Here is a 22,998-nt window from a genome sequence, read left to right on the forward strand (position 1 = left end):
TTTCTTTAATCAATAGCCTGCACAGCTTCACGCAAAGGACGAGAGCCGCTGACCGGCTTGGCTTTCCGGCCACGCAGCAGCCACTCTGCCACCAGCAGATTGAGAACCAGTGATACGTATACACCCACTGGGAACGCAACGCTGGTTGGTGCGTGTGTCAGCAGCGAGATGACGGCAACAATGAGTCGAAACGAAACAAAGCCCCACGTCACAGCATAACTGCGCACCATCCACTTTCTGTGCGCCGCGACGTTTCGCTGCCATATTCGCCACACGCCCATGGCCGTCGTCCAAAGCCACGCCGCATCGAGCACCAGAAATGCTACCGTGGACCCTTTACCGCCCGTTGCAAAGATGGCCATATAGGGCACAACCAAGATGTTGATCCCTATGGCTGCAGCGTAGATTCGGCCAAGTATCCGATGCCCCTGGCGTTTTCCCCGCCTTCGATTCAGAAACTGAACAGGGCCAATGGCCAAAGCAACGGTTCCCAGCACGATGTGTGGATAGAACGCGACTTTCCAGGCTGTCAGGGAGAAACCCGGCTGATCCAGCTTATTTTTCACTACGGGTGCATTCACTGGGTCGTGTGTCAGGTACATCAACGTGACGTACACGGCCGAAAACAAGATGATGACGTACATGATACCAATGGCAATCCGTCCCTTTTTGTGTTTCAAAGGTTACCCTCCCCACTCGTCACCGCCCGGCGTGAGTTACCCGCCGCGGCCGTCTTGTTCTGCGAGTCTCACTGTAAGGATCGGAGCATGACGCGGAACACATCCTCCACTCCAATCTTGCCCGTCGATTGCAAAATCGTATTTTGAACACGCATGCCGTACATGAAAGTGAGAAACACCAAAGCCAGTTTCTCTGTTTCTACTTCGCGCGGAATGACACCGCTTTGCTGTCCGAACTCAATCCACTTGCAACAGGTATCCACCGTGAAGTGATACACCTCCTGCAGCAGCGACGCCGCCTTCGGGTTGTCCGTCTGGCCGAGCAGGTAAACAAAAATCTTGGATGACACATCGTGCGGATTTGTGTCCCTCATCACCGTCTCCGCAATCAGTTTCAAGGGATTTTCGATCCCCTTGTTCGCAGGGCTCCTTGCAACGCCGTAAAAACGTTCATTCAACTTTTCAACCCGGGCCTTCAGAATCAGCCCCAGCAGCTCGTCCTTACCGGACACATAGTGGTAGATCGCCCCTTTTGACAGTCCGGATTTGTCGATGATGTCTTGCATGGTGGTTTGGCGGCATCCCTTTTCCTGAATCAACTGCTCGGTCGTATCTAGAATCAACTCGAACGTTGAATTTTTCTGATCTGTATGTGCCATACTTTCTCCTCCAGAAGCCATCATGAACGGTGTTCAACCAACATTGCCCATCTTACAGACCGACGGTCGGTTTGTCAACGAGACGTTTTTGAAGCTTTTGTGTCAGGGCATGCCTCGGTAGGGAGGCAGACTTAGGTCCCGGGGGTCGCGCCAAACCGCAAAATCGGATTATGAGACAAGGCATCCCCTTGGGCGCTCAAGAATGGCATAATCGGACTATCCACCTGCGAGGTCGGTCGAATCGGCACAATACGTTCACAACCACCTTGACCGGGGTGCTGGCGGGTGCACCCATCCCTCCATTCACCCTCCGTTCGCAACCCATTCGTGCAGCCGCCGGGCCGCGATCACATGCCGCAGCCCGGCCCCGCCACGGCCAGCCCAATCGCGCACCGCCACGCCGCAGCCGCCTTGCCACGCTGCGGCCGTAACCCTGCACGGTCAGGTCAAAACCTCACCGTGGCCGCGCCACGATGCCGTTGTGCGCCTTGATGATCCCGTGCCGCAGGATCTCGAAGCCGTTCTCGTACAGGTAGAGGCCCATCTGCTGCACGGTCATCAGCTCGCGGTAGGTGTAGTTCATCGCTTCCGCCATCACGTGGTAGAACAGGCGGGACTTCCACTGCAGCCGCGGCGTGGTGAGGATGGCGATCCCGCCGGGCTTCAAAAACCTGCGGTGAAAATCGATGCACTCCGGCTTGAATTCGTCCGGAAAATGCTCCAGCAGCCCGACGCTCAGGACCACGTCAAACTCCCGCCCGAACGGCAGGTTGCGGATGTCCTCCACGACGAAGGACAGGTTCATCTGGTCCTTGTACCACACCCGCGGGCTCCCCGTGGCCAGGTTGAAGCCGAGGAACGGATAGTGCTCCGGAAACTTCCCGAAGCGATCCGTGGCGCAGAACTCGTCGTAGTCCACCAACACCGCCTCGCCCCCGGGATACATGGCGTACAACTGCATCGCCTCGTACCCGTCCGCGGCCCCGAGGAACAGGATGCGCGGCCTCTCCAAGCCGAGTCCCTCGAACAGCCCCCGCTTGCCGCGCGGATCCCAGATGGCGTCCTGCACACGGTGGGTGAAATTCCATAGCGCCAGTTGCTCGTACTCCTCCAACAGCTCTCCGACGCCCGCCCACTGGAACCGGATGGCCCTCTCCCATAACTTCCGCCGCAGCCTCCGCCGCTCCTCAGGCACATCCTGCATGAACAGCCGGTGAAACGACCGATTGAACATCTGCCAGGAGGTCCGCACCGGCATCCGGTCGCCGTTTTGCTCCTCCCACAGCCGCTTTCCGCTCGCGTAGTTCTCCACGCGGAAGGGCCGGCCCACATCTTTCCACGTCAACACCGACCAATCCCGTACCTGTCCGGTTTCGATGAACCGCGGCCAATCCTGCGGCCGCGGCGCCCGAAGGTCCGCGCGGTAGTTCGAATGGACAAACGTCTGCCCAAAGTGCCGCTCATCGTACGGATGGCCGTCGCTCGAATGCGTCTCCTCCCACAACTCCGGCCTCTTCGGCTCGCGAATGGCCATGGTCATCCCGCTCCCCTTCAAACGAACGTTTGGTCCTATTGTATCAGACTGGAGTCGCCATGAGACGGAACATTTCGAATCTCTGCCCATTCCGCGGTCCTGCCTTTATAATTAAGTGCAGATTGCTGGGGGGAGGGCGCACGCCAGACGCGTTCGGCTTCCAGACCGCTCGGGCCAGCCTCCTCTGGGCGGACTTCCCGTCTGACTCATCGGACCGCGACGAAAGGAGCGAATCTCTCGTGTCATTCACCGCATCCCTCCGCCAGGCGGCGGATAGCCTCTGGGAGCAGAGCTTCCGCCACCCGTTCGTGACCGAGCTGGCCGCCGGCACCCTGCCGGTGGAGAAGTTCGCCCACTACGTACAGAATGATGCCTATTACCTGCAGGTGTTCGCGCAAGTTCAGGCCATGGCCGCCGCCAAATCGGGAGACCTCGCGGCGCTCGGCCGCCTCGCCGCCCACGCGCAGGCCACGGTCGAGGCGGAACTCGCCCTGCATCAGACGTTTTTCGGCCTGCTCGGCATCGAGCGCGATCCCCTGTTTCTGCCCGCCCCGACCAACCACCGCTACACCACGCATCTGTTGACCGTGGCCCACCGCGGGACGGTCGGGGAGATCATCGCCGCCATCCTGCCGTGTTATTGGCTCTACTGGGAGATCGGCCTGCGGTACAAAGACAGCCGCCCCAACCATCCGATTTACGACCAGTGGATCCAGACGTACGGTGACGAGTGGTACGGGACATTGGTCAACGAGCAGATCGAGCGGCTCGATGCCTTGGCGGATGCGGCCCCGGAAGCGGAGAGGTTCCGGATGCGACGGCATTTCCTCATCTCCAGCACGTATGAGCTGGAGTTTTGGAACATGGCGTACACGCTCGAACACTGGCCCTTCGAAGAAACACGGTGACAGAAAATGCGGGACACGGGACAGACCATCGGACAAACGACCGCCGCCCTGCCCACCTCGGCGCCGGCGAAAGGGATCAGGGGGCGGAGGACGAGCGGGATCGCCAGGGTCCTCATCGCCGCCACCCTTTGGGGCGTGTCGGGCACCGCGGCGCAGCAACTGTTCCAATCGGAAGGGTTCACCCCCGGTTGGCTCGTCACCGTGCGCATGGGCGTCTCCGGCGTGATCTTGCTATTGCTGAGCCTGGCCGCCGGCGGGACCCGGCGCGTATTCTCCATCTGGACCGATCCGCGCGGCCGCTGGCAAATCGTCGTCTTCGCCCTGTTCGGTTTGGCGTCCGTGCAGTACACGTATTTCGCGGCCATCCAGGCCGGCAATGCCGCCACGGCGACCTTTCTGCAGTACCTGGGGCCCGTCCTGGTCGTCCTGTACGGCGCCCTGCGCCAGCGCCGCCCGCCCAATCGGCGAGAGTCGCTGGCCACCCTGCTCGCCGTCTTCGGGACATTTCTGTTGGTGACCGGCGGATCGACCGCGCGGTTGTCCGTATCGCCGGCCGCAGCCATCTGGGGATTCCTGTCAGCTGTCACCCTCGCCATTTATACCATTTATCCCGGACCCCTGATGGCCCGGTGGGGACCGGCGACGGTCATCGGGTGGGGGATGACCATCGGCAGCCTGGCCTGCGCGATTGGGCGCACGCCCTGGGATCTGGACGGGCAGATTTGGTCCGTGTGGGCAGGCGTCCTGGTGGCGTTCGTGGTGATCGGGGGCACCCTGGTGGCCTTTTATCTCTACCTCACCAGCCAACGGTACATCTCCCCGGCGGAGACCAGCCTGCTCGCGTGCGCCGAACCTCTCTCCGCTGCGCTGGCGGCCGTCGTGTGGCTGCACACCCCGCTCAGCCTGGGGGAGATCGCCGGCGGTCTGTGCATCGTGGCGACGGTGGCCGTGCTCGCCAGAGGAAACCGGTCTGCGGGAGGCGGAAGATGAGCGGATGAGCACCCAGTCGGGGAAGGCGCGCAAGCCGATGAGCCTGCGGGCCAAGCTCAACGGGTTCACCGTACTCAACGCCTTCGTGGGGCTGGCCTTCGTCACGTCCGGTTATGTGTACCTGACCATCCAGAGCGAGTTTCAACACGTGGGCCAGCAGGCGCTGGATGTGGCGGAAGTGGTCGCCACCATGCCGCAGGTCATCGCGGCCTTTCACACGAAGGATCCGGCGGCCGTCATCCAGCCGATCGCGGAATCCGTGCGAAAAAAGACAGGCGCGCAGTTCGTCGTCGTCGGCAACATGCAGCTCATCCGGTACAGCCACCCCAATCCGGAGCAGATTGGCAAGCACATGGTGGGCGATGACAACGCCGAGGTACTTCAGGGAAAGCCGTCCATCAGCGAGGCGGTCGGCTCGCTCGGCCTGTCGGTGCGCGGCAAGGCGCCGATCTTCGATCACGGACGGCAGATCGGCGTCGTCTCGGTCGGGTACCTGGTCAGCTCCATCTGGAGGCGCTTGCCTTGAGGATCTGGAACGGCATGCGGAAGCCCTGCGCGGTCAACGGCACGAATTCATGAACCGGCTGCACATCATCGCCGGGTTGATCCGGCTGCAGGAGTACGATCTGCGTACCAGTCTACAAAATATCCTTGCACATAAGTTCGAGTCCAGGATCCAAAAATCCCGGCCGGTAAAGGACTTTCCGTTCGTTCAGCAGACCCTATATTACTCGAAATAGTCCTGTGTAGATGGTGGATAAAATCAGTCCGATGACCGATAGAATAACCCCGAGCACATTACCTCTATGTCCATCAAGTAATCCCACTATTCCGACATAAAGAGCCACAAGGCTAGATGATATACCCAGAGGAATACCTAATACCGGAATAAATATCAACATTAAAATTCCACAGATTGCCCATGTAACTGCGGCCGTGCCGCCCTTCAATGCAATCACTTTGTGACCCTCCTCACGATTACAGTGCTTCGAATATAAAGCTACCATGGCACACACATCCTTGCATCGCACGAGGAACCCCCGGATCTATATTGCCGTTCACTTCAAAGTATGCACCTCGACCAAACGTTTGATTACATTATGGCACAGAAGAGTGTACCTAACCAAGTGCCCTGTGGTTGCTGTTCTAAATACACTGTACGATTGGTTTTGCCTCTCTTACCCAGTCAGGGATTATCATGGTCCCAGGAAACTCAATACGCGAAAGGGGACCGTTTAAGCTACATTATGGGCGCGCGAAAACACGCCTCGGCTTCATTTCAAGCGCCAGGTCGTCCCGGCGCTTCTTAGGGACAAGACGCTCCCAGCCGTCGGCTGCTCGAAGCCGGCCACCAGGTTGAGGGTGGTCGATTTCCCGCATCCGGTCGGCCCGACCAACGAGACGAACTGCCCTTTTTCGATGCGCAGGTTGATATTTTGCAGGACCGTGTGCAGCTCTCCCGTCGGTTTCAGGAACTGCTTGGAGACCCCTCGCAGTTCAATCACCGGCACCGTCTGCACCGACGGCGCCTCGTAACGCACGGACTCCACCGGACGCCCCCCTTGTCACGATGTGTGAAGCGCTTTCATCCCTCATGCTAGCGAGGACATCCGGGGAGAAGAAGGGTTGATGGGAATGATTCAATAGATTCGTTTGAATCGATTTTTTCGATTTTCACAGCGGATGGGGATTCCTTGGAAGGAGATCAGGCGGATGATCGCCGCAGGCGGGCCACCCGCCCGCCTGCACGCTGCTTCTATCGATGACCGGCGCCGAAGGCGCGGCACTGAACTGGTCTTCGGTTACGCGCGACCGCCATGGACGTAGATCACCTGGCCCGAGACGTACGACGCGTCGTCGCTGGCGAGGAAGGCGATGACGTTCGCCACGTCCCGCGGCTGGCCGACCCGCCGAAGTGGGATCCGCTCAATGGCCGCCTGCTTGAACTGCTCCGGGTCCATGCCCACGCGCTGCGCCGTCGCCCGCGTCATGTCGGTGTCGATGAACCCTGGCGCGACCGCGTTGACGTTGATGTTGAAGGGCCCCAGTTCAATGGCCAGCGTCTTCGTGAACCCTTGGATGCCCGCCTTGGCCGCGGAGTAGTTCGCCTGCCCGCGATTGCCGAGGGCCGACGTGCTGCTGACGTTGACAATCTTGCCGTACCGCTGCTGCACCATGTACTTCTGAGCGGCCCGGCTGCACAAGAAGTGGCCCTTCAGGTGGACGTTCATCACCACATCCCAGTCCTCTTCCGACATCTTGAACAGCAGGTTGTCGCGGATGACGCCCGCATTGTTCACGAGGATGTCGAGCCGTCCGAAGCTGGAAACCATCTGTTCGACGGCCGCCTCCACCTGCCGGTTGTCCGCCACGTCGCAACCGATGGCGATGGCCTCACCGCCCGCGTCGCGGATGGCCGCCACCGTGCCCTCGCAGGAGGCGGCATCGAGATCGATCACGCCGACCTTCGCACCCTCTTCCGCCAGCCGGATGGCGGTCGCTGCGCCAATGCCGCGCGCCGCCCCGGTCACCATCGCCACACGTCCGTCCAATTTTCCCACGGTGTTCCCTCCTCCTGGCCGGCTCCAACCGGCCTGTGATGTGCCATGCCCGCCAAAGGCGCCCCGCGGCCCTGTCATCCCAGGGCCCTGGGTCCGCCTTCAGCCGGGACGGTCTGAATCATCCCGCGCTCTGCCCTCCGTCGACCGCCAACACCTGCCCGGTGGTGTAGTCGGACGCTGCCGACGCGAAGTACAGCGCCGCCCCCTGCAGGTCCCGCGGGCCGCCCACGCGGCCGAGCGGTGTCGCGCGCCGGATCAGGTCTCCGCTCTTCTCCAGGACCGCCTTCGTCATCTTGGTCGGGAAGAAGCCGGGCGCGATGGCGTTGACGTAGATGCCATAGCGGGCCCACTTCACCGCCAGGTCCTTGGTGAGCGTGATCACGCCGCCCTTGCTGGCGTTGTACCCGACGGCGTCGAGCACCTCCGGCGCGGTGCCGCCCAGGCCCGCCACCGAAGCGATGTTGATGATCTTGCCGCCGCCCTGTTCCTTCATATGGCGCGCGGCGGCCTGCGACATGAGGAACGTGCCGGTGAGGTTGGTCTGGATGACCTTCATCCACGCCTCGTACGGCATCTCGAGCGCCGGAGCCCCCCAGCTCGCGCCGCCGTTGTTGACGAGGATGTCAATCCGTCCGAACCGCGCCACGGTCTCGTCGGCCACGCGCTGGACGGAGGCGGGATCGGTGAGATCGAGGGGGAGCGCCACGGCCTCCGCGCCCATGGCCTCCACCTCGGCCTTCACCTGTTCGCAGTTCTCCACCCGCCGTGAACACAGGACGAGCTTCGCGCCCACCTCGGCGTACGCCTGGGCGATCTGCCGCCCCAGACCCCGGCCCCCGCCGGTGACGATGGCGACCTTGCCATCCAATCGAAACAGGTCCAACACGCTCATGGCCCATCCTCCTGTGACGGCGTCTCTTCCTCCTGCAACGGCGCCGTGAAGACCGCCTGCCCAATGACCGCATGCTTGCCGCTGCCTTCAATGGCCGCCCACACGTCGCAGGTCACCACCTGCTGTCCGCCCTGTTCCGCCACGCCGGTGACCCTGCCCTCGCAGACGATGGTGTCGCCGGGGCGCACCATTTCCACGAAGCGCACGCCAAACCGCTTGAGCGCGCCCCCCGCCCCGGCCGTCTCCGTCAACAACTGGCCGACGAACGCCATCGTCAGCATGCCGTGGGCGATCACGCCGCCGAGCCCCGCCTCCCGGGCGTACTCGTCGACGGTGTGGATGGGATTGAAGTCCCCGGAGGCGCCGGAGTACATCACCAGTTGCGTCTTCGTCACCGGCGGTCTCACCAAGGGTCCCAACACATCTCCGACCTGAAAACGCCGTACGCTTGCCATCAGTCCCCCGCCTCCCGGCAGATCACCGTCGACTTCTGCCGCACGACCGGATTCCCGTCTTGGTCCCGCGCCTCCATCTCGAACACCAGAAACACCATCCGCCCGAGTTTCCCTTGCTTTTCAAACACATCGACCAACCGGGTGTGGCAGTACAACACATCTCCAGAATAGATGGGGCGAAAGTATTCAAACTCCTGTCCGGCGTGGATCAGGCCCGCCCTGGGGAGTTCCAGCCCGGGCACCCGGCCGTAATCCAACGTGCGGGAAAAGGTCGGCGGCGCCACCAGCCGCCCGCCCGCCGCCGCCTCGTCCCGGTACAGGGGGTTCGGGTCCCCGATGGCCTCCGCAAACTTGCGAATGGCCCCTTTTTCGATCTCGTTTTTCACCGGTTCGGACGCGCGCCCGATGCACGCGCGGAATGACTCCAAGGACACGACAGACCCCTCCCGTTGCACCGGCCGGTTGGTTGGCTCAAGACGTCAACCGGCCTTGCTCATACTGCGTGCGCAGCGCTCGCTTGTAGAATTTGCCGACGCTCGTCTTCGGGATCTCGTCGATGAACACGAAGTCGTCCGGGATCCACCACTTCGCCACCTTGTCCTCAAGAAACCGCCGCAGGTCCTCCTTGGTCACCTTCCCGCGCGCCGACGGTTTGAGCACCACGCACGCCAGGGGGCGCTCCTGCCACTTCTCACTGGCAATTCCGATGACCGCCGCCTCCGCCACATCCGGGTGCGCCATGATGGCGTTTTCGAGATCGACCGAAGAGATCCACTCTCCGCCGCTCTTGATGAGGTCTTTCGTGCGGTCCACCACCTGCAGATAGCCGTCCTCGTCCACCGTCACCACGTCCCCGGTGCGGAACCACCCGTCGACGAACGCCTCCTCGGATTTCTCCGGCAATTTGTAGTACGCATCGATGACCCAGGGCCCGCGCAGCAACAACTCGCCCATCGACTTCCCGTCGTGAGGTACCTCACGGCCCTCCGCATCCACGACCCGCATCTCCAGGCCCGGCAGCAGCAGTCCCGTCTTCGTCCGCAGTCTGTACAGTTCCGGACCGGTGAGGCGGCGGTGCTTGGCCTTCAGCGAATTGATGAACGTCACCGGGGTCGTCTCCGTCTGGCCGTAACCCTGGAGCAACCGCACACCGAGCTTCTCCTGGAACTGCTGGGTCAACGCCGCCGGCATCGCCGCGCCCCCCGACATGAAGTAACGCACGTGGCTGAAGTCGTACTTGCCGGGATTCGCGAGCACGTGCTGCAAGACGCCCATCCAGATGGTCGGCACGCCCGCGCTGAAGGTGACCTTCTCCTCCTGAATGAGATCGCACAGCACCTCGGGCGTCGGCCGCGCCCCGGGGTAGACCTGCTTGCAGCCCGCCCACGTGTCGGTGTACGGACGGCCCCAGGCGTTGACGTGGAACATCGGCACAATCGGCATGGTGACGTCGTCGTCGTCGACGCCGAGTTCGCCGGTCAGGCACGTCAGACAGTGCAGGAACAGGCCGCGGTGCGAATACACGACACCTTTCGGATCGCCCGTCGTCGCCGACGTGTACGCCATGACGGCGGGGCTGCGCTCGTCGAACTCGGGAAATTCGTAGTCGGGGCTGTGCTGCGAAAGCAGGTCTTCGTACAGGATGGCGCCCGGCAGGGGCACGTCCGGCAGCTCCCGTTTGTCGGTCATGATCACGTACTGCCGAACGGTCTTCAACTCCGGCGCCAACGACGCAATCAGCGGCACCAGGTCCTCGTCGACGAACATCACCTTGTCCTCGGCGTGGTTGACGGTGTAGACAATCTGCTCCCGGAAGAGCCGGATGTTCACCGTGTGCAGCACGCGCTGGGAACACGGGACCGCAAAGTACAGCTCCAGGTGGCGGTGGTTGTTCCACGCGAATGACGCCACCCGCTCGCCCGGCGCCACCCCGAGACTCGCCAAGGCGTTGGCGAGGCGGCGCACGCGCTCGTCCAGGTCCCGGTAGGTGTAGCGGTGCATCCCGGAGAAATCGCGCGAGACAATCTCCTGGTCGGGAAACACCGTCACCGCCCGGTACAGGATGGTTTTCAATAACAACGGATAGTCCATCATGCCCTTCACGCACTCCTTTGCGCATGAGGTAACCGGGTGCGTGAACGACTCTCCCCACCTGCGGCCACAGGCCACCGCCTGGCGGACCGCTCTCTCTATCTTACATATTACACGATTCCCAATTCTGTTGGTGGTACGGATTCGACAACGATTCGCCAACGGGGCGCCTCAGTCCGGGAGCCTCAGCCGGCCGGCCACCGTCACCACGGCGCCGCCGCCCACCTCGACGCGAGGGCCGTCGGTGCCCGGTTGGATGCGCACGATCACGCGTCCCGGCCTCCCCACCGCGTCCCCCTGGGCCATCACGAGCTCATGGGGTCGTGCCGGATCGAGCACCCCTTCCAACACGAGATACCCGCCCAAGGCACCGCTGGCCGATCCGGTCACCGGATCCTCCGCCACGCCCACCGCCGGCGAGAAGTCGCGCGTGTACAGGTCCCAGGCGGGCTTGTCCGCGGGATGGCCTGCGGGATCGTCCGCGTCGAATGTAAACAGGTGCGTGGAAATGACCCCTTCGCGCCGGTTGGCCTCCGCCAGTGCCGGAAAATCGGGGCGGGCCCGGTCCACCGCGGCCCGGGTACGCACGGGCACAAGCAGGTCCCAGTTGCCGGTGTAGGCGAGCCGAAGGGGATAGCGAGGATCCATGTCCTCGTCCCGGAGGCCGAGGAGGCGAGCCATGGCGCGGACATCCGTCTGCGTCGGCCTGACCTTGGGCCGGACCTGCTCCATGAACGCCGCTTTCACCCGGCCGTCCGCGCCCTTCTCCCACCGGACGGGCACGATCCCGGCCGGCGTACGAAACACCACTTGGCCGGCCCGCTCCGCCCATCCGTATTCCGTCGCCAGCAGCCAGGCCGCACCCAACGTGGCGTGCCCGCAAAACGCGACTTCCGCGGCCGGCGTGAAGTAACGGATCGAAAAGTCGGCCTCGCCCTCTCCGGGCACGAGAAACGCCGTCTCCGACAGGTTGAGCTCCCGCGCGATGGCCTGCATCTGGGCATCGGCCAGTCCCCGGGCGTCCGGCACCACCCCCGCCGGATTGCCGCCGAAGGGCCGGTCGGTGAAGGCATCGACATGGAATACGGACAACTCTGGCATCTTCATCTCTCCTATGGGATGGACGTCTCCCGGTGTCTTGTACACGCGTTTTGTACACGGCTCGATTTCACATCACGGCCCGGGTTGGCGTTGCAGCAGCCCATGCGGTTCCATGTCGTGGACCGCTTCCCGTTTCTCTTCCATGGTGTCTGCGCGCTTCAACCACGTGGCGTACGGGACCAGCTCGCCCAAGAGCTGCTCATCCGTGGCTGGCACCTCACCGGGGGATCAGCGTGATCGTACTACATCATCCAAGACTTGGCCATGAGGGATGGGAGAGAATCTATGCGGAAGAGATGAGGGAGACCTGGGTGAGGAACGGCTGGGCGGGCAGGCTGTGAGAGAACGGGAGCAGGGCGGGAGCGGGCCCTGCGACGGCCGTGGGCCAGGCGTCTTAAATGCGAAAATTGCACTCATTCGACCAGTCGGAGAAACGATAGCGGCAGATTTTCATCTACGCTCGGCATCCAGGCATCAATAAGATGGCGGTATGTCTTTATCAGTCCGCCATCAGTCCGCCGACGGGATGGCGGCCAGGCGATTAAGGTATCATTTTTGATGATACAGACCGGATCGAAGATGAATAAGCATGAGATTGCTATAAACACTTCCTGTGGACCCGACAATAACGCAAAAACTGCATTTATTCCCTCTCGCCACGGCTATGCCCGGCCCTACAGGGCCATGGAACAGTCCGCACGGCTGCGCGTCACACGGATGACGCCCCACAGGGGCCCCCCGGCCCCCGCACCGCCACGGCCTCCCACAGCCACAGCCACCGCCACAACCGCACCGCCCCCGTCACCGCTCACCCGCGCGCGAACACCCGCCTGCCGCCGACCCAGGTCGCCTGCACCGCCAGCGCCTCATCGAGCCACACCAAGTCCGCGTCACACCCCGGCGCGATGTCGCCCTTTCGGCCCGAGAGGCCCAGTTCGCGCGCCGGCGTCGTGCTCGCCATCCGCACCGCCTCCGGCGGCGTGACGCCGATGCGCGCCATCGCGTTCGCGAACGCCCGGTCCATCGTCAGCGTGCTGCCGGCCAGGTTGTGCCCGTGCGTCAGATAGGCCACGCCGTCTTCCACCGTGACCGAGAGGCCACCGAGATGGTACTGGCCGTCCGGGCGGCCCGCCGCCGCCATCGCGTCCGTGATCAGGCACACCCTGTCCGGCCCCAGCAGCCGCACCGCCATCCGCATGGCCACGTCGTGCACGTGCACCCCGTCGGCGATGAGTTCACACACCGCGTCCTCGCTCATCAAGAGCGCCCCCGCCGCGCCCGGATCGCGGTGGTGTAGCCCGCGCATGCCGTTGAACAGGTGCGTCCCGTGGCAGTGCCCGCCCGCGAGCGCACGCGCCATCTCGTCAAACGTCGCGTCCGTGTGGCCGAGCGACGGGATGGCCCCGCGATCCCGCAGGCACGCCATCAACCGCTCAGCCCCCGGCAGCTCCGGCGCCAACGTCATCTTCTTCACCAGGCCCGGCACCACGTCGAGCAGCCGCTCGTACTCCGCCGGATCCGGCGGTCGGACGAAGTCCGGGTTTTGGGCGCCGACGCGATCGCGCGACAGATACGGCCCCTCCACGTGCACGCCGAGCACCTGTGCCCCCGGCTCGTCCGCCGCTATCGCCTCCGCCACCGCCCGCAGCGCCGCCTCGAGGCGCTCGTACGGCGCCGTCAGCGTCGTCGGCAGCCAGCCCGTCGTGCCGTGGCTCGCGTGAAAGCGGGCGATGGTGTGGATGGACCGGGCGCGGCCATCCATCACGTCCGCGCCGTCGCCGCCGTGCACGTGCAGATCCACGAACCCCGGCACCAGCCAACCGCCGCGAAGGTCCACCACCTCCGCCCCGGCGGCGTCCGCCGGCAGCGGCCCATCGCCCACCTCGCGCACCCGGCCGCCTTCCACCTTCACCCAACCGGCTTCGATCACGCCGCTCGGCCGCACCACGCGCCCGCCGTGCAGCCACAGCACCCCGGACGCCTCCCACCGGCCGCTCACCGCTCGTCCGCCTCCCGGCGCACCTGCACGCGGAAGAGCACGTCCCGGCCGGCCACCACGTCTCCGCTGGCCACCGGTTCCAGGGCCGCGACTCGCGCCGGATTCGTCAACACCACCGGCGTCACCAGCGATTTGGCCACGCTGCGCAGGCGTTCCAGATCCATGCGGATGATCGGCTGCCCCGCGGTCACGCGGTCCCCCTGCCGGGCGACCGGCGTGAACCCCTCGCCCTTCAGCTCCACCGTGTCCATGCCGATGTGAATCAGGATCTCCAAACCTTCATCCGTCGTGATGCCCGCCGCGTGGCCCGTGGGGAACAGGTTGGTCAGCGTCCCCGACACCGGAGCGACGAGCGTGTCGGACGCGGGATCCACCGCGGCGCCGTCCCCCACCATCTTCTGCGCGAACACCGGGTCCGGCACGTCCGCCAAGGTCAGGGCGCGGCCGGAGAAAGGCGCCAACACCTCCACCCACACCGGCGCGCTCTCCTGCTCCACAACGCGCGTCTTTCGCCGGTTCCAAAACATCGCCTCATCCTCCTCTTGTCACAGCACCGTCCGCGCCGCATCGGGGCTCTCCGCCCCCGCGGCCGCGTCCGCCTTCACCCGTGCCGCCGCCGTATCCACGCCGCGGACTTGCTCCTTGACCATCGGTACGAACGCCGACGACATCGACAACTCCTGCAGCCCGAGCCCAATCAGCAGCTCCGTCAACGCCGCGTCGCCCGCCATCTCGCCGCACATCCCGACCTGGATGCCCGCCTTGGCGGCCGCGTCACAGGTCATGCGGATGAGGCGAAGGATGGCGGGGTGGAGCGGATCGTACAGATGCGCCACGTCCGCGTTCCCGCGGTCGGCCGCCAGGGTGTACTGCGTCAGATCGTTGGTGCCGATGCTGAAAAAGTCGGCCTCGCGCGCCAGGACGTCCGCCGTCAGCGCCGCCGCCGGCGTCTCCACCATCACGCCGAGCGGGATATCCGCCCGGACCTCGACGCCTTCCTGCACCAGTTCCTCACGGCAGCGGGCCACCCACGCCTTCGCCTCGCGAAGCTCCGTCACGCTCTCCACCATCGGGAACATGATCCACAGATTCCCGTGCCGGCTCGCCCGCAACAGCGCCCGCAGCTGCGTGCGGAACACCTCCGGCTCCGCCAGGCACCAGCGGATGGCGCGAAGGCCCAAAAACGGGTTTTCCTCCGCCGGCAGCTTCGCGTACGGCAATTGTTTGTCGCCGCCGATGTCGAGCGTGCGGATGATCACCGGCTTGTCCCCGAACGCCTCCAGCACCTGCCGGTAGGCGTCATATTGCTCCTCTTCCGTCGGCCAGTGGTCGTTCTCCAAATAAAGAAACTCCGTCCGGAACAGGCCCACGCCGTCCGCTCCCGCCGCCACCGCGGCCGCGGCGTCCTCCGGCTTGCCGACGTTGGCGAACACCTCGATGCGCCGACCGTCCCGCGTCACGGCCGCCTCGTGCGCCCTCGCCTCCGCCCGCGCGCGCAGCTCCGCCTGAGCCTGTCGATCCCGCTGGACCCGCTCCACCTCCTCCGCACTGGGGTCCACCGTGACGAGCCCGGCGTCTCCGTCCACCACCAATGTCCGCCCGTCCGCGATGGCCTCGATGGACTCGCCCAATCCGTACACCGCCGGCAGGCGCATCGTGCGCGCGAGGATGGCGGTGTGCGCCGTCCTGCTGCCGCGAGCCGCCGCGAAGCCGACCACCTGGGCCGGGAGACCGGACAGATCGGAGGGCAACAGTTCGTCTGCCACCAGCACCGCCGGTCCCGGCAGGTGCGCCAGGTCCAGCCCGGCCGTCCCCTGCAGCAGCCGCACGAGCCGCCCGCCGACATCGAGGATGTCGTCCGCCCGCGCCGCCAGGTACTCGTCCGGCAGGCTCGCCAGCATCGTCCGCATCGCCTCGGTCACGTCACGGCAGGCCGCCTCGGCGTTCACCCGCTCGGCCGCGATTTTGCGCTCCATCTCGCCGGTATAAGCGGGATCGTCCAAGAACGCCAGGTGCGCGTCGAACACCTGGGCCTCCGCCTCGCCCACGTCCTTCGCCACGCGCTCGCGCAGCGCCGAGATCTCCGCCCGCGCCGTCGCCACTGCGTCCCGGAGGCGCGCCTGCTCGCCGGCCACCTCGTTCTCTGCCAAGGTACGCACCGGGACCTCCGCGGTGGCTCGCCGCAGCCAGACGGCCGCGCCCACAGCCAGCCCCGGGGATACCCCGATGCCGTGGAGTATCCGGGCGGTCATCATGCTTCACCCAGACCGCTCTCAATCAGCTCCACCAGCGCCTTCAAGGCGGCCTCCTCTCCGCTGCCATCGGCCCGCACAGTAATGGTCTCGCCGCGGCCCACAGCCAGCGACATGACGCCGAGGATGCTCTTCGCGTCCACCTCTTTGTCTCCCTTGCGGATCCAGACATTGCACGGGTGTTTGCCCGCCTCCCGCACGAGCAGTGTCGCAGGCCGCGCGTGCAAGCCGCTGCGGTTGTTCAGGGTCACGGTCTGTTCTACCATGGGTGATTCTCTCCTTTCTCTCGGACCTGTGGCAGGCAGTCTCCCGCCTCACGGCACAAGTCATGCGGACGTCCATCCGCCCGCGGTTCTGGTGAAGGGTGCTGTGACGCCTCAGCGCAGCACGGAGGCCGCCATGCGCCGGTACGCGTGGCGCCGGCCGCGCAAGGCAATGGAGGCAGCGAGCAGGTTCTCCGGCAGCGTCACGCCCGGATACCCGGCGTCCCCCAGGTGGAAGATGTCGGCCCCCGCCATCTTGCTCTCCAATGCCAACTGGCGCACCGTCGCCTCGTCGGAGCCCTCCTGCGACGTGCCCACCGCCAGCATCACCAGGCCCCCGCGGCGGTGGACCTCGGCGATGGCGGGCCGCAGCATCTCCCGGGTGACCCCCGGGACCGTCCCCGGCGCCGGGAACAGGACCACATCCGCCCCGGACTCGACGAACCGGGTCCCCAGGTCCAGCAGTGTGTCTTCATCAAACGGCTCCTTGGTCCCCGCCGCGTGCATCTTCCCGGCGATGACCAGCACGTCTTCGCCGCACACCTCCCGCACCATCCTGATGCCCCGGGCAATCTCCGGGTGGCTCACCCCCGTCTTCGGGTTGCCGGTGAGGCAGACGAAGTCGAATCCGAGATCGCACAGGCGCGCGGCGGTGTGCGCCGTGAGCCTGCGCCCGGGCGGGATGTCCACCCGGTCTTCCGCCATGTCGGCAGCGGGATCGACCGGTTCCAAATTCACACCGACCGGCCGTCCGGTCAGCCGGCGCAACGCCGCCACGACGCCGTCTCCCGCCGGCTCCGGAAGACCTTCCGCCCGCGGATGGTCCATATCGAAGAAGTTCAGCAGAATCAGATCCGCCCCGAAGGCCCGCGCCAACTCCGCGTTCGAGACATCCCCGAGCAACGGGGGCCAGCTGAGGATCACTTCGGCGAGAAGCGTCCGGCCCTCGCCGGCGCGGATGGCCTGTTTCAGAGCCCGGCCGCGCATGGCCGCGAAGTCACTGGCCTGACAATCCAAGATGCGTTTCATCGCCATCCCCCAAAGCGCGCGAGGCGCGGCGGAGCCCCGCAGGGCCCCGTCTCCGCTGCCTCGCCGAGAAGTTTACCGCAAGCGCTTTTGAATTTCCTCCGCCAGCATGTCGGCGATGGTCCCGACGACCACCTGCACGTGCTGCGGGTCGAGCTTCATCACGCCCGAGGCGCCGAGCCTCCGGAGTGCCGGTTCATCCAGCCGATCCGCGCTGACCACCGTCAACCGCAGCCGGGTGACGCACCCCTCCAGTTCTCGGATGTTGTCGGGGCCGCCGAGCGCCACCACGTAGGCGGCCGCCTTGTCCGCCAGCGTCGCATCGGCCGTTCCCCCGGGACCGGCCGCACGCGCAGCCACCGCGGCGCCGCTGGCAGCCGCCGCTTCCGCTGCGGCCGGACGGAGTTGGTTTTCGTCAAACAGGGCAAATCCTCCGGCCTGCGCGTCGCCCTCGTCCTCACGTCCCGGCGTCTTGATATTGAAGGCCCGGATGCACACGTAGAAGAGGACGAAGTACACCACGCCAAACACCAGGCCCAGCGGCAGCAACCACCAGCCGTGGGTCGCCAGGTGCATGTTGAGGAAGTAGTCGATGGCGCCGGCCGAGAACCCGAATCCGTGCTTGATGCCGAGCGCGTACGCGACCCCCATGCTCACCCCCGTCAGCACGGCGTGCAGCGCGTAGAGTGCGGGAGCCAGGAACATGAACGAAAACTCAATCGGCTCCGTGATCCCCGTCAGGAACGACGCGAAGGCGGCGCTCAGCAAGACACCCGCGACGGCCGCCCGCCGCTCTTTCTTGGCGGCCAGGATCATCGCCAGGCAGGCCGCCGGCAGGCCGAACATGAAGATGGGATAGAAGCCGGCCATGTAGCCGCCCGCCGTCGGATCGCCCGCGAAGAAGCGGTTGAGATCGCCCGTCTTGCCGTGGAACGTGCCGTACACAAACCAGATGTAGGCGTTGAGCACGTGATGAAGACCAAACGGGATGAGAAGACGGTTGAGGAATCCGTAGATGGCCGCGCCAAACGCCCCCATGGTCGTCAGCGTATGGCCGAACGCGTCCAGCCCGTCCTGGACATACGGCCACACGTAGCCGAAGACGGCCGCGAGCACGACGGCGGCACCGGCCGTGACGATGGGCACGAACCGCCGTCCGCCGAAGAAGCCGAGCCAGTCCGGCAGCCTCGTCTGATGGAACCGGTTGTACAGCCACCCGGCCAAAATCCCGGCGATGATGCCGCCGAGCACGCCCATGTTGATGTCCTTGTTGATGGCCTGTGCGCCCTGCGTCAACACCTCGTACCCGATGAATCCGGCGAGGCCCGCCGCGCCGTGGTTGCCCTTGGCGAGGCCGATGGCCACACCGATGGCGAAGATGACCGCCAGGTTGGCGAAGATGGCGTTGCCCGCCTGCGCAATGAACGGGATGTTGAGCAGATCCGGCTGCCCGAAACGCAGCAACAGGGCCGCCGCGGGCAGAACCGCCACCGGCAGCATCAACGCCTTGCCGATGCGTTGCAGTTGCCCCAGCATTCAAACCCCTCCTTTGTGATACTTCTAGAATGTCGAGCGTGATGAATCCGTAAACGCTTACCCGTCCTCGCCCGCCCTTTGCCGGGCAAAGCGAAAAAGGGACAGGACGAGCCTGGTCAGCTCATGCCTGTCCCTCAATCGACAGTAACACGCTTACATGCGCATGATAGCACGGGGCACACCCGGAATCAACCGGGCCGATCCTGCCGCGCGGCGCAGATGCGCTCGATGTGCAGCGCGAGATACGCCACCTCGTCTTTGGGGAATTCCATCTGCAGCCGCTGCTCGACCGCCTGCGCCACCTCGACCGCCATCCGGTAACTCTCCGGCAGCCGCTCGCGGATGGCGTCGGCCAGAGGATTCTCCGTAGCCATCCGCTTCAGGCCGCGCTGGATGGCGAAGCGCAGGTGGGTGACGAGGCGTTGGTAGTCGATGCTGCCGCGCTCCAGCTTCCGCCCGAGACACGCCTCGAGGCGGTCCACCGCCGTCTTCACGCCGTCGGCGACGCGGACGGACGCCGACAACCCGCCGGCCTGGGAAGCCGCGTGCAGGTGCAGGGTCAGAAACCCCACCTCCGACTCCGGAATGGGGACGCCGAAACGGTCGGCAATCAGCGCAGCGCCTTCCGCCGCGACCTCCCAGTGCTTGGGGTACAAGGCGCGCAGCTCGTCCACGAACGGGTTGTCAATCTCCAGCCCTCCCCGCAGCCGCTCCAACGCGAAGCCAATGTGATCCGGCAGGGCGACGTGGATGTGCTCGTGCAGGGGATGGCCGAAGGAGCGCTCAGCCCGCGCGATGATCTCCTCCGCCACCCCCATGACCTCGGGGGCGACGACGGTGAACAGTTGGCGAAAGCGGGAGCGATGCTCCTCGTGAACGAGCGCGTACCGCTGTTCGACGCGCGGATCGTCCTGCGCCAGGGGGAGCCCCGGCCGGACGCCGAACCCAACGCCGCGGCCGACCCAGATCTCCTCGCCCTCGCCCCCGTCCGGCTTGACGATGACGACGTTGTTGTTGAGCGCCCGCTTCACCACGTAACCTGCCAACGCGCTCCCCCCCAAGGCGTGGTGGTTCCAGCGGAATGGTACGCGGACCCGGCAGGGCCTGTCAACGCCGCGTCGCGGTCGGGGCGCCAGGCAGGCGAACCACGCCTGCCTGGACTCCGGGGATTCTGGAAAGCCGGACGGTACTCTGCCCGGCCATTACGCCGAAACGGAGGAACTTTTCGAAACCGGTTGCACCATCGGTCTGCCGACGGGCAGCACCTCGTGCCCCGCAACGCTGTTGATGACACCCGCCGCAGACGTGTACAGGGCCAGCAAACCGCACAATTCACCCACCCAACCACCGGGCGCGGAAGATCCAATGACGCCGAATTCGTGCAGCGCCAACAGGAAGAAGGTGATGGTTAACGTGAGAAAAACGAAAAACAGGGCTCGGTTCAAATAGAAGCTGCCAATCCACAGGTAGAACGTCAGGACGCCGAAGAAAAACAGGAACAGTCCGACGCCTGCCTTCGGTGCCGCGTGGACGATGAAATAGAACGCAATCCAGAACGCGCCGTACGAACTGAACGCCGTGCCCCCAAACGTGTTTCCTTTTCGAAACTCCCACATCCCGGCCAGCAGTTGGGCGCCGCCGCCGTACGCCAATGCGAGCCCGAGCACGACGGGCATCCCGTCACCCGAGGCGACCCCCGCGTTGATCAGACTCAGGATGCACGTGGTGATGCCGAATCCGGCGAGGCCCAGCGGTCCCGGATCACCGATTTTTACGGAATCAGACATGCGGAATCCCCCTATCGTGTCATGGATTGAACCCGTGACCCCTTTGCCAGCCCGACCGTCACTCGCGGTGTGCGTACTTCTCCTTCAGCTCCTGTATCACCCCCGGATCCGCGAGCGTGGTGGTATCGCCCAAAACCCTGCCTTCCGCAATGTCACGCAGCAACCGACGCATGATCTTCGCGCTGCGGGTCTTCGGCAGCTCCGCGGTGAACAAGATCTCCTCCGGCCGTGCCAGTGCCCCAATCTGCTCGACCACGTGCTGCTTCAGCTCGTCCGCCAGCGACTGATCCGGCGTCACACCCTCTTTCACGGTGACGAACGCGGTGACCGCCTGGCCTTTGATGTCATGGTGGCGGCCGATGACCGCCGCCTCCGCTACGGCCGGGTGGGAGACCAGAGCACTTTCCACCTCCATGGTGCCGATCCGATGGCCGGACACGTTGATCACGTCGTCGATGCGGCCGAGTATCCAGAAGTACCCGTCCTCGTCCACATGGGCTCCGTCCCCCGGGAGATAGACGCCCGGGAACTTACCGAAATACGTATTGCGGAACCGTTCGTCATCCCCCCAGATGGTCCTCAGCATGGAAGGCCACGGCTTCCGGATGACCAGGTAGCCGCCCTGACCGGCAGGCACTGGCCGACCTTCCTCGTCCACCACGTCCGCCACAATCCCCGGCACCGGGCGGGTGGCCGACCCCGGCTTGGTCGCGACCAGGCCCGGCAGCGGCGCAATCATCGCGCACCCGGTCTCGGTCTGCCACCACGTGTCCACAATCGGGCAGCGGCCATGGCCAACGTGCTCGTGGAACCACATCCAGGCCTCAGGGTTGATGGGTTCGCCCACCGTACCGAGCAGGCGCAGCGAGGACAGATCGTGCTTCTGGACATACGATGTGCCCCATTTCATGAACGACCGGATCAACGTGGGCGCGGAGTAAAAGATGGTCACTTGATACTTGTCCACCAGCGTCCAGAATCGATCGCGGTCTGGATAGTCCGGTGCCCCCTCATACATGACCACGGTCGCCCCAGCCGACAGGGGGCCGTACACCACATACGTGTGCCCGGTCACCCATCCGATATCGGCGGTGCAGAAATACACGTCGTCATCCTTGATGTCGAAAACGGTACGCATCGAGGTATTGCACCCGGTCAGATAACCCCCGGTGGTGTGCACGATTCCCTTGGGCTTCCCAGTCGTCCCCGATGTGTACAGGAGGAACAGGACGTCTTCGGCGTCCATCGGCACCGCCGGATATGGGGCGGACGGCGCCGCCGCCATCTCGTCCTCCCACGAAACATCTCTTCCCGGCACCCAGGCCGCACCGCTTGCCTCACCGACCCGGTGCACCACCAGGACCCGCTCGACGAGCGTGCCCTCCACGGCGGCGTCCGCGTTCTGCTTGAGCGGGACGACGTTGCCCCGCCGCCATCCTCCGTCCGCTGTGATCAAGAGCCGTGAGTTCGCGTCGAGGATGCGCTCACGCAGGGCGTTGGCCGAAAAACCACCAAACACCACGGAATGGATGGCGCCAATCTTCGCGCACGCCAGCATCGCGACGGGCAGTTCCGGGATCATCGGCAGGTAGATGGTGACCCGGTCTCCCCGTTTCACACCGAGTTTGGCCAGCACGTGCGCCGCCCGGTCGACCTCGCGTCCGAGCTGGTCGTACGTGTATACGCGAGTGTCACCCGGTTCGCCCTCCCAGATAAACGCCACCTTGTTTTTTCGCGCTCCTTGCCGGTGCCGATCGACTGCGTTGTACGCGGCGTTGAGCTTGCCACCCAAGAACCACTTGGCATGCGGAGGTTCCCACTCCAGCACCGTGTGAAACGGTTCAAACCAGTCCAGATGACAGGCCTCCTGAGCCCAGTACCCCTCCGGGTCGGCTGCCGCCCTCTCATAGATCTCTGGATCGGCGTAATTGGCGGTCGTCCGGAACTGTGGCGGCGGCTCAAACCGGCGGCTCTCCCTCAACAGGGTGTCGAGACGCTGCGTTTCGCTCAAAATTGTCTCCTCCTTCCAGGTCCCCTCCGCGTCCGCACCAGGCGGCAGCCAGCACACCCAGCGGAAACACCGACAGGATGCCGAGCCAAGCGGCCGCCACAGCGCCCGGCGTGAAGACGCCCGAGGCGGCCGCTGCGACCACGGCCAGGTACAGGACTGCCAATCCTGCGGGCACCCAACGCCTCCGATTCGCCGACCGCCGTAAAGGCGGGTTCCGACGGGAAATGCAAGCGCTTTCTCGAGCTCTGGCCGG

25 protein-coding genes are annotated in these 22,998 nt (G+C 64.8%); 4 read left to right on the forward strand and 21 right to left on the reverse strand.

Annotation, left to right across the window (positions count from 1 at the left end):
• Positions 1-5 precede the first annotated feature (5 nt).
• The 3 genes from BM357_RS04200 to BM357_RS04210 all read right to left on the reverse strand — a co-directional run bounded on the left by BM357_RS04200 (position 6) and on the right by BM357_RS04210 (position 2,873).
• Positions 6-680 (reverse strand): DUF2306 domain-containing protein, encoded by a 675-nt coding sequence (locus tag BM357_RS04200; protein ID WP_074949967.1) that lies wholly within the window; start codon positions 678-680, stop codon positions 6-8.
• Positions 681-748: 68 nt separating this feature from the next.
• Positions 749-1,339 (reverse strand): TetR/AcrR family transcriptional regulator, encoded by a 591-nt coding sequence (locus BM357_RS04205; RefSeq protein ID WP_074949968.1) that lies wholly within the window; start codon positions 1,337-1,339, stop codon positions 749-751.
• Between the two features lie 454 nt (positions 1,340-1,793).
• Positions 1,794-2,873, reverse strand: coding sequence for a class I SAM-dependent methyltransferase (locus tag BM357_RS04210; RefSeq protein WP_074950107.1), 1,080 nt, complete (start codon positions 2,871-2,873; stop codon positions 1,794-1,796).
• Between the two features lie 239 nt (positions 2,874-3,112).
• On the opposite strand from BM357_RS04210, the gene tenA reads away from it, so the two are divergent.
• From tenA to BM357_RS20635, 4 genes are read left to right on the forward strand one after another with little or no spacing between them, the layout of a single operon-like run.
• Positions 3,113-3,781, forward strand: coding sequence for a thiaminase II (gene tenA, locus BM357_RS04215; RefSeq protein WP_074949971.1), 669 nt, complete (start codon positions 3,113-3,115; stop codon positions 3,779-3,781).
• 6 nt (positions 3,782-3,787) lie between these two features.
• Positions 3,788-4,771 carry a DMT family transporter gene (locus BM357_RS04220; protein WP_083430167.1) on the forward strand — a complete coding sequence of 328 codons (984 nt, stop codon included), beginning with the start codon at positions 3,788-3,790 and terminating at the stop codon, positions 4,769-4,771.
• A gap of 4 nt (positions 4,772-4,775) precedes the next feature.
• Positions 4,776-5,297 (forward strand): sensor histidine kinase, encoded by a 522-nt coding sequence (locus BM357_RS04225; RefSeq protein WP_074949973.1) that lies wholly within the window; start codon positions 4,776-4,778, stop codon positions 5,295-5,297.
• A 4-nt stretch (positions 5,298-5,301) separates the two neighbouring features.
• On the forward strand, positions 5,302-5,511 hold the full coding sequence (locus BM357_RS20635) for a Spo0B domain-containing protein (protein ID WP_425426510.1): 210 nt from the start codon (positions 5,302-5,304) through the stop codon (positions 5,509-5,511).
• Here the strand turns inward: BM357_RS20635 and BM357_RS19210 are convergent.
• From BM357_RS19210 to BM357_RS20175, 18 genes are all read right to left on the reverse strand, one after another.
• A complete protein-coding gene (locus tag BM357_RS19210) occupies positions 5,494-5,730 on the reverse strand; it encodes a hypothetical protein (protein WP_139234555.1) in 237 nt (78 codons plus the stop codon). The genes BM357_RS20635 and BM357_RS19210 overlap by 18 nt on opposite strands.
• Before the next feature lie 315 nt (positions 5,731-6,045).
• Entirely contained in the window at positions 6,046-6,321 is a 276-nt protein-coding gene (locus BM357_RS04235) for an ATP-binding cassette domain-containing protein (protein WP_074949977.1), read from the reverse strand.
• A 252-nt stretch (positions 6,322-6,573) separates the two neighbouring features.
• Entirely contained in the window at positions 6,574-7,305 is a 732-nt protein-coding gene (locus BM357_RS04240; protein ID WP_245783836.1) for a beta-ketoacyl-ACP reductase, read from the reverse strand.
• A gap of 145 nt (positions 7,306-7,450) precedes the next feature.
• Complete coding sequence (locus tag BM357_RS04245; protein WP_074949982.1) at positions 7,451-8,224, reverse strand: SDR family oxidoreductase; 774 nt, start codon at positions 8,222-8,224, stop codon at positions 7,451-7,453.
• Positions 8,221-8,679, reverse strand: coding sequence for a MaoC/PaaZ C-terminal domain-containing protein (locus tag BM357_RS04250; RefSeq protein ID WP_074949984.1), 459 nt, complete (start codon positions 8,677-8,679; stop codon positions 8,221-8,223). The genes BM357_RS04245 and BM357_RS04250 overlap by 4 nt, the downstream gene beginning before the upstream one ends.
• Positions 8,679-9,113: a MaoC family dehydratase N-terminal domain-containing protein gene (locus BM357_RS04255; protein ID WP_074949986.1), complete on the reverse strand. Its 435-nt coding sequence runs from the start codon at positions 9,111-9,113 to the stop codon at positions 8,679-8,681. The genes BM357_RS04250 and BM357_RS04255 overlap by 1 nt, the downstream gene beginning before the upstream one ends.
• Before the next feature lie 37 nt (positions 9,114-9,150).
• Positions 9,151-10,773 (reverse strand): long-chain fatty acid--CoA ligase, encoded by a 1,623-nt coding sequence (locus BM357_RS04260; protein WP_074949988.1) that lies wholly within the window; start codon positions 10,771-10,773, stop codon positions 9,151-9,153.
• 168 nt (positions 10,774-10,941) lie between these two features.
• Positions 10,942-11,871 carry a PhzF family phenazine biosynthesis protein gene (locus BM357_RS04265; RefSeq protein WP_074949990.1) on the reverse strand — a complete coding sequence of 310 codons (930 nt, stop codon included), beginning with the start codon at positions 11,869-11,871 and terminating at the stop codon, positions 10,942-10,944.
• 808 nt (positions 11,872-12,679) lie between these two features.
• Positions 12,680-13,870, reverse strand: coding sequence for an N-acetylglucosamine-6-phosphate deacetylase (nagA, locus tag BM357_RS04270; protein WP_083430169.1), 1,191 nt, complete (start codon positions 13,868-13,870; stop codon positions 12,680-12,682).
• Positions 13,867-14,397, reverse strand: coding sequence for a PTS sugar transporter subunit IIA (locus BM357_RS04275; protein ID WP_074949992.1), 531 nt, complete (start codon positions 14,395-14,397; stop codon positions 13,867-13,869). Before BM357_RS04275 ends, nagA begins: the two co-directional genes overlap by 4 nt.
• A gap of 18 nt (positions 14,398-14,415) precedes the next feature.
• A complete protein-coding gene (ptsP, locus tag BM357_RS04280; RefSeq protein ID WP_074949994.1) occupies positions 14,416-16,122 on the reverse strand; it encodes a phosphoenolpyruvate--protein phosphotransferase in 1,707 nt (568 codons plus the stop codon).
• Complete coding sequence (locus BM357_RS04285) at positions 16,122-16,388, reverse strand: HPr family phosphocarrier protein (protein WP_074949996.1); 267 nt, start codon at positions 16,386-16,388, stop codon at positions 16,122-16,124. Before BM357_RS04285 ends, ptsP begins: the two co-directional genes overlap by 1 nt.
• 111 nt (positions 16,389-16,499) lie before the next feature.
• Complete coding sequence (locus tag BM357_RS04290) at positions 16,500-17,414, reverse strand: DUF7916 family protein (protein WP_074949998.1); 915 nt, start codon at positions 17,412-17,414, stop codon at positions 16,500-16,502.
• Between the two features lie 72 nt (positions 17,415-17,486).
• Positions 17,487-18,947, reverse strand: a complete 1,461-nt coding sequence (gene nagE, locus BM357_RS04295) for an N-acetylglucosamine-specific PTS transporter subunit IIBC (protein ID WP_074950000.1) — start codon at positions 18,945-18,947, stop codon at positions 17,487-17,489.
• Positions 18,948-19,135: 188 nt separating this feature from the next.
• Positions 19,136-19,993: a BglG family transcription antiterminator gene (locus BM357_RS04300; RefSeq protein WP_074950002.1), complete on the reverse strand. Its 858-nt coding sequence runs from the start codon at positions 19,991-19,993 to the stop codon at positions 19,136-19,138.
• Between the two features lie 156 nt (positions 19,994-20,149).
• Entirely contained in the window at positions 20,150-20,734 is a 585-nt protein-coding gene (locus BM357_RS04305) for an acetate uptake transporter (protein ID WP_074950004.1), read from the reverse strand.
• 58 nt (positions 20,735-20,792) lie between these two features.
• The gene (gene acs, locus BM357_RS04310; protein ID WP_074950006.1) at positions 20,793-22,745 is read right to left on the reverse strand and encodes an acetate--CoA ligase; all 1,953 of its coding nucleotides are present in this window, start codon (positions 22,743-22,745) and stop codon (positions 20,793-20,795) included.
• Positions 22,693-22,920 carry a hypothetical protein gene (locus BM357_RS20175; protein WP_245783830.1) on the reverse strand — a complete coding sequence of 76 codons (228 nt, stop codon included), beginning with the start codon at positions 22,918-22,920 and terminating at the stop codon, positions 22,693-22,695. The genes acs and BM357_RS20175 overlap by 53 nt, the downstream gene beginning before the upstream one ends.
• Between the last annotated feature and the right edge of the window lie 78 nt (positions 22,921-22,998).

Origin of the sequence: Paenalicyclobacillus macrosporangiidus (genome assembly GCF_900116805.1) — a bacterium.
GTDB lineage: Bacteria > Bacillota > Bacilli > Alicyclobacillales > Alicyclobacillaceae > Alicyclobacillus_H > Alicyclobacillus_H macrosporangiidus.